3 protein-coding genes are annotated in these 5,933 nt (G+C 38.5%); 2 read left to right on the plus strand and 1 reads right to left on the minus strand.

What is annotated here, in order from left to right:
• Positions 1–93: 93 nt before the first annotated feature.
• Positions 94–2,442 (minus strand): serine/threonine-protein kinase, encoded by a 2,349-nt coding sequence (locus VB733_RS14395; RefSeq protein WP_323340744.1) that lies wholly within the window; start codon positions 2,440–2,442, stop codon positions 94–96.
• A gap of 1,148 nt (positions 2,443–3,590) precedes the next feature.
• Here VB733_RS14395 and VB733_RS14400 point away from each other — a divergent pair.
• Positions 3,591–4,115: an NYN domain-containing protein gene (locus VB733_RS14400; RefSeq protein ID WP_096615172.1), complete on the plus strand. Its 525-nt coding sequence runs from the start codon at positions 3,591–3,593 to the stop codon at positions 4,113–4,115.
• A 101-nt stretch (positions 4,116–4,216) separates the two neighbouring features.
• Positions 4,217–5,818, plus strand: coding sequence for a 2-isopropylmalate synthase (locus tag VB733_RS14405; protein ID WP_323340745.1), 1,602 nt, complete (start codon positions 4,217–4,219; stop codon positions 5,816–5,818).
• Positions 5,819–5,933: the final 115 nt, after the last annotated feature.

Here is a 5,933-nt window from a genome sequence, read left to right on the forward strand (position 1 = left end):
GAATACCCTGATCTGAACAATTTACCGAGTACCTAAAATTCCATTGATTGGCTTGTAGTCAGCGCTAAAACACTGAATTACGAGCCAATAAATTTAAGAAAGACCATCCCAAGGGGTAGTCGGGTTATCGGAATCATCTAAAGATAGGGTATTGATTGATGAATTTTCTGATGATAGAGATTCAATACTTTCAGCAATTCCTAATTGGTTTAGGGCTTCCAGAACTTCAGATGCTGATTGATATCGTTTCTGAAAGTTATCAGATACCATTTTATTAAGTATTTGGGCAAAATGTGGACTTACATCTGCTCTATCTATCCACATCAATTCGCCATTGTAATCACGTTCAAGTTCATGTGGTGGAATACCTGTTAATGCTTTGATCGCAATCATCCCCACTGCATAAATATCGCTACTATACTGTGGTTTCCCTAGTGATTGTTCTGTCGGTGCATAACCTTTAGTACCAATCCCGATAGTTAATGCTGTTTGTTCTGGGTTTTCTAATAAGTCTGTAGAGACTTGTTTGACAGCACCAAAATCAATGAGTACAAGTTGACGATCGCTCTTACGTCGCATAATGTTACTTGGCTTAATATCGCGATGAATTACGCCATTTTCATGTACGAAAGCTAGGGTTTTTAATATATCCTGCAACATCTCAATGACAAATGCTGGCTCATTACGTTTTCTGGAGGGAATTTCTTGACTAAGGGCATTGCCAGGAATATATTCTTGGACTAAATAAAATTCTTCGTCTTCTTCAAAGTAAGCTAACAGTTGCGGTATTTGAGGGTGGCTACCTAATTTTTGTAATGTTTGGGCTTCGGAACTAAATAAACGTCGAGCGACTTCCATTTGTTCGGGTTTATTGTTCACTGGTTGTAGTTGTTTGACGACACAGAGGGGATTCCCTGGCAGCCTTGTATCTTCGGCAATATAGGTTTCGCTAAAGCCGCCTGAACCTAAGACTTTGACGATTCGATAACGTCCATCGAGAACTTTGCCTGAAATTTCTAGTTCGCGCTGTAAAAGTAATTCTCTAATATCTTCTTGTTGACTGATAATTTCTTGAGCAATCCGTGATGAGGGATTTTTTTTGATAATGTCTACTAACTGTTTCTTTCTCAGTTGTTGGACTGCAATTTCACTTCCCAAATAAGATATACCAATTGCCAACATGGCGATTGCTGGAATTGCGGTTGGGAAAAATAATTGGTTAGAAATAAATATGATGTAACTAATTCCGCCCCAAATTATCGCACAAATAATACTCGAAACAATTTTAATTCGGTTATATTTGTTTTTAGCGACTAAATATGCGCTGCCGCCTACTAATGCTAAGACAAAAAGACTACGTGATAATAAATTAGGAATCGCGATCGCAACTGCATCTCCTTCCATTAAAGTTGCAATAGCATTGGCATGAATTTCTACCCCTGACATTCGTTCGGGAAATAACCAGTTAACAGCTACAGGGTGAAAATCCTGAGTTAACTTTGCCGTCGCACCAACAAGAACAATTTTATTGCGGAAAACTTTGCCAGAATTTAAATTATTACTCCAAAAATCGGGGTCGAGAACTTGCCAAAATGAAATTTTCTCGAACGTACCAGCAATACCACGAAAATAAATGCGATCGCCTTTTGGTTTGAAAAAATTTATATTTGCCGCACGTAGGGTGGCAGTATCAAAGTCTGGTAAGATATCAACCAACGAATCTCTTAATGGTTCTGACTCAGCTGATGACTTGAGATATTCAGAAGCCAAACGGTGAATTTTCCCATCCACTTCTAGGGGAAAGTTAACAAAACCGACTAGGGCGGAACTAGCGCGAAACATTTCTTGAGGTTGTCGCAATTGCTTAGTAAATACCTGATTTCCCTCAAAAAACTCCTCGTAGGAGGCTGCAAGACTAACTCGACTACCGTAACGCTGTAAAGCGGCTAAAAACTCTTGATCATCCTCTACCCCATAACTACTAGGCAAATCAAAGACAACATCCAAGGCGATGGCGCTTGCCCCAGCTTGGTATAATTTTTCTATCACTTGGGCATATGCTTTGCGTTTGAAGGGAAAAGTTTGCAAAGGCTCGAAAAAAGCATATTTCTGCGGATCATTTTTGTAATAAACTTGTGGTTTTGATATCGACTCGTCATCAATCGCCAAAATCACAATATTTTCTGGTGGCGTAATGGCTCCCCGAAATTGATAAAATGCTGATTGTGCCTGATTTTCCATCATTTGCGACAATGGTGATTCTGCGCCAGTTAAAATCGCTGCACCCACAGCACACAATCCACTGAGCCAATGTCCAAAGCGGATTATCCTTTTGGATTGGTTGCCTACGCTTGTTGAAGTTGATTTTGTCGTCCGACTTGACTGATGATCTGTTGCGGATACATATTTTTTAGTTAAGGTAGATGTATTATCTTCTTCCATGTCGTAATATCTGATTGATTTACGTAGATTTTCTTATTTATTTACACAGTAGTTATAGGTTAAAAACTGGAAATAATACTTAAATGAACATCCTATGCTTTTCTTATATATACCCGTATCGTTTATTCATATCTCCTACAGGACATTTATGGTTTGACAACAGTTTCACCATTCATATACTTGCAGATTCTTTGGTGTAAAATTTTCAGCCCAAATCTTTGGTGCAAATAACCTCCCAAACAGTTATGACTTCGCGGAAAGATTCATTATGACTAAATTCTAGGGCTAATGATTTGTTTGAGATTGTCTCTACCCCAAACCGAAGCATCCCAAACACAGTTTGATGTCGGGAAGCAGAGACAAGATGAGAGCAAAGATTTGCATAGCAAAACAGGTTTCTGCAACAGCACTAGAGCGAACAGTTAATGTGTTTTCACCTAGCTTCTGCTCTCAGTTGTCGTTTTTGCTACATAAACTCTGACTTCCAAAAAATCATTAGTGTAGATACGGATAATGTAACTTATCCAAAGAGTTTTTGCTACTTGTAAGCATCGCTTGATGCCAAAGCTGAATTTTTAAGTCGTCAGAGTATACAACTATTCTTTGATGACATACTTGCAACATATGCAGGCTAAAAAGAAGCGAATCTGCTAACGATGTAGCTTGTCCTTGATTTGACAGTAAAGCTGATAGATATTAGCAAGCCGAGAATCTGCGCTTGCCTATTTAACGCCTGTTTGGGAGTAAACTGGATTGATATGGATTGATATACAGTTATTGATGTTGTTATCTAAAAGTCTAATTTATTGATCAATTTAGTTGCAGCAATAGATTATCAGAGTGTCTTGACTCTAAGAGCAAGCTTAGGCTTACACAGAGTAAACACTTGTCAAAATAATCGCAGCAAATTACTGTACCATGTCAACGACAAAAGATGAAGCTCTCTATTACACAGTTTAAATGTTGAAAGCATATTTTTATTTGAGGACATTTGTTCAAATATCTTTAATAAGAATAATGTTTGACAAATTTGACCAAAAATACACTCCTAACAGATTTTACAGATATTAGCAAATAAGTCATTTTATAATTGCTATAATCTATTGTTCCATCTACATTCTTATCTATATATTTTGGTGTTAATTTCTATGGGTACGACTATGAATCGTCTGTCTATATTTGTAGACGGAAACAATATGTTTTACGCTCAACAAAAAAATGGTTGGTTTTTTGATCCCCGAAGAGTCTTAGAATATTTCAAATACGAACAGTCGGATACTACCTTAATCAACGCATTCTGGTACACTGGCTTAAAAGACCCTCAAGACCAGCGCGGTTTTCGAGATGCACTCATTAGTCTTGGCTATACCGTCCGCACAAAAATTCTCAAAGAATATTATGATGATACTTCCGGTCGCTATTCACAAAAAGCAAATTTAGATATAGAAATTGTTGTCGATATGTTTAATACAGTAGACCAATATGACCGAGTAGTTTTATTTAGTGGTGATGGCGATTTTGAAAGAGCTATAGAGTTATTACGGTCAAAAAATACTCATATAACGGTTGTATCAACGGAAGGAATGATAGCAAGAGAACTACGTAATGCCACTGATAGGTATATAGATTTAAACGATATTCGTGATGTTATAGAAAAAGCTGAAGGCTCGTAATTTAGCAATAATCTTAGCAATTATTAACAATACTAAAACTAAAAAAATTAAAGTTGCAGATATTTGTAGCTAAAAAGTTAAATTTTATTAAGCGAATGGCAATGAATAATAACACAGACAGAATCATCATTTTCGATACCACATTACGTGATGGCGAACAATGTCCAGGAGCAACTTTAAATATTGATGAGAAATTAGCGATCGCAAAACAACTAGCGCGTTTGGGAGTGGATGTAATTGAGGCGGGTTTTGCCTTCGCCAGTCCAGGGGATTTTGCCGCAGTTAGCAAAATTGCTCAAACAGTGGGTACAGAAAATGGACCAATAATTTGTAGTTTGGCACGAGCAAAACACGACGATATCAAAGCTGCGGCTGAAGCAATTAAGGATGCAGCCAAGGGAAGGATTCATACTTTCATTGCCACTTCTGATATTCACCTCAAATACAAATTGAAAAAAACCAGAGCAGAAGTTTTGGCGATCGCTGAAGAGATGGTAGCATATGCCAAAAGCTTCACGAATGATGTCGAATTTTCGCCCGAAGATGCGGGACGTTCCGACCCAGAATTTTTGTATGAGGTATTAGAAAAAGCGATCGCTGCTGGAGCCACAACTGTTAATATTCCGGATACTGTTGGCTATACAACTCCCAGTGAATTTGGGGCAATCATTAAGGGAATTAAGGAGAATGTTCCTAACATTGATCAAGCCATTATTTCCGTTCATGGGCATAATGATTTAGGTTTAGCTGTGGCTAATTTCCTAGAGGCAGTTAAAAATGGTGCCCGCCAATTGGAATGTACAATTAACGGTATTGGTGAACGGGCAGGGAATGCTGCATTAGAAGAATTAGTCATGGCGTTACACGTGCGCCGACAGTATTTTAACCCCTTCTTTGGTAGACCTGTTGATGGGGAAGAATCACTGACAAATATTGACACGCGGCAAATTTATAAAACATCTCGTTTAGTTTCCAATTTAACGGGAATGTTAGTCCAGCCAAACAAAGCCATAGTTGGGGCAAATGCCTTTGCCCACGAATCGGGAATTCACCAGGATGGTGTGTTAAAAAATAAACTCACCTATGAAATCATGGATGCTCAACTAATTGGTTTAAACGATAATCAAATCGTTTTGGGCAAACATTCAGGACGTAATGCTTTCCGTACCCGCTTAAAGGAATTGGGCTACGAACTCTCGGAAGTGGATTTGAATAAAGCATTTGTTCGTTTTAAAGAAGTAGCCGACAAAAAGAAAGAAATCACCGATTGGGATTTAGAAGCACTAGTCAACGATGAAATTCAACAAACCCCAGACCTATTCAAGTTAGAATTAGTGCAAATATCCTGTGGCGATCGCTCCCGTCCCACTGCCACGGTAACAATTCGCACTCCTAATGGGCAGGAATTGACGGATGCCGCCATTGGAACGGGACCTGTTGATGCAATTTATAAAGCTATTAATCGCGTTGCTAACGTTCCCAACCAGTTGATCGAATTCTCTGTACAATCAGTAACAGCAGGTATTGATGCGATCGGCGAAGTGACAATTCGTTTAAGTCATGAAGGGCGAGTTTATTCAGGTCATGCAGCCAATACAGATATTATTGTTGCCTCCGCTCAAGCATACGTAAATGCACTGAATCGTTTGTATGTTACACAACAGCAAGAACAGCAGACACAATTAGTTACACAGAAACTGTAGAGGTGGGAATTGGGCATTGGGAATTAGGTATTAGGTATTAGGTAATGCTAAAACTTAATTCCCTTGTAGAGAGGTAGCAGTGCTATACCGCCAGTAAGTAGATCGATGTTAAAAG

The sequence above is a fragment of the Calothrix sp. UHCC 0171 genome (assembly GCF_034931845.1).
Taxonomy (GTDB): Bacteria; Cyanobacteriota; Cyanobacteriia; order Cyanobacteriales; family Nostocaceae; genus Brunnivagina.

What these genes read in the sequence shown, in the direction of transcription:
- VB733_RS14405 (WP_323340745.1), top strand. Translation starts at nt 4,217, where the DNA reads ATGAATAATAACACAGACAGAATCATCATTTTCGATACCACATTACGT.
- VB733_RS14400 (WP_096615172.1), top strand. Translation starts at nt 3,591, where the DNA reads ATGGGTACGACTATGAATCGTCTGTCTATATTTGTAGACGGAAACAAT.
- VB733_RS14395 (WP_323340744.1), bottom strand. Translation starts at nt 2,442, where the DNA reads ATGGAAGAAGATAATACATCTACCTTAACTAAAAAATATGTATCCGCA.